At 34.7% G+C, this 1,381-nt stretch carries 1 protein-coding gene; it reads left to right on the top strand.

Annotation, left to right across the window (positions count from 1 at the left end; genetic code table 11):
• Positions 1-130 precede the first annotated feature (130 nt).
• Positions 131-1,348: an IS4 family transposase gene (locus KW844_RS28815; protein WP_218380235.1), complete on the top strand. Its 1,218-nt coding sequence runs from the start codon at positions 131-133 to the stop codon at positions 1,346-1,348.
• The last annotated feature ends 33 nt before the right edge of the window (positions 1,349-1,381 follow it).

The raw sequence follows: 1,381 nt of genomic DNA, 5'->3' as shown, positions 1-1,381 counted from the left end.
TAGTCATGGTCGGAAGAAATTTCTTCCGACCATTTTCTTTTATATATTTTCTTTTGATTTTTTAACAAGATACTGACAACCATTTATTTATGATTACATATCACTATTTTAGTGATTGATGTATCATGCTATGGCAAGGTTTAAAGACCATAAAATCAACATTAAGCAACTACTAGCGCTTATCCCCGAAGAGCTTATCGCTAAGCTTTCATTAACTACTCAAGTGGATCATTATTCAAAAGTTCTTCATGGGAACAAGATGTTTTATTTATTACTGTATGGAATATTGGAGAATGAGAAACTTAGCCAACGCACGCTAGAGGACACTTTTAATGACAGTATTTTTAAAACGCTTTTTGATCTGGATGCGGATGAAAAAGTTCGTAGGAGTTCCATTTCAGAAAGGTTGTCTAAGATTCCTCCCGATTACTTCAGACAGATTTATGAATATATTTATGACGAGTTCATTCAAATGTATACCCCAACCGAACGCGAGCAACATAATTTAATCCGCGTAGATAGTTCGATGGTTAGTGAGTCAGTTGGTAAACTTATGGAAGGGATGGATAATCAAAGTGGTAAAAAAGCGGTAAAATATAGCGTTGCATTTGATGGGATATTGCCTTGCCATTTTAATGTATTTACTACTCCTGTTTATGGAAGTGAGGATATGGCTTTACCAGAAGTGATAAATGAGCATGTTAAAAAAGATGCTAACCATCAGAATATTTACGTTTTGGATAGAGGGCTACAATCTACCCAAACAATGAAAAACTTCAGTGCTAACCAGGTAACCTTTATTTGTAGGGCTAAAGAGAATAGAAAGTTTGTCGAACATGAATCTTTTATAACTGAGAATCAAGAAATGGATTTAGGAGAGTCCTACCTTATAAAAGATTGTAGGATTCAATTGTATGCAGGCCTATTAATCAATAACAAACGGGGTAATCAACACCGCAAGGAATATCTTGTGGATACCCATTTTCGGCTTGTTGTAGTCAAAAGTAAAAAAGACGATAAGCAAATTTGGTTTTTAACTAATGATTTTGAACAATCAGCTAAAGATATAGCCCAGGCTTATAAAAGAAGATGGGATATAGAAGTATTCTTTCGTTTTATAAAACAAGAACTAAACGTTAGCCATCTGGTTTCATTAAATAAAAATGGCATCCAGGTAATGTTGTATATGACCCTAATTGTAGCCATGATGGTATTGATGTACAAAAAAAGGAATGAAATAGGCTATAAAACAGCAAAAAGGCGCATGGCTATGGAAGTCAGGGATCTGGCAATTGCTCAAATCGTTGTCTTATGTGGCGGAAATCCTGATATTTACTTCAAAACATAAAGAAATGGTCGGAATTTCTTCCGACCATGACTA

The sequence above is a fragment of the Chitinophaga sp. sic0106 genome (assembly GCF_019219075.1).
Classification (GTDB): domain Bacteria; phylum Bacteroidota; class Bacteroidia; order Chitinophagales; family Chitinophagaceae; genus Chitinophaga.
This window is presented reverse-complemented; position numbering and strand designations above follow the sequence as displayed.

Excerpts from the sequence above, each read along its gene's own strand:
- KW844_RS28815 (WP_218380235.1), top strand. The coding sequence starts at position 131 with ATGGCAAGGTTTAAAGACCATAAAATCAACATTAAGCAACTACTAGCG.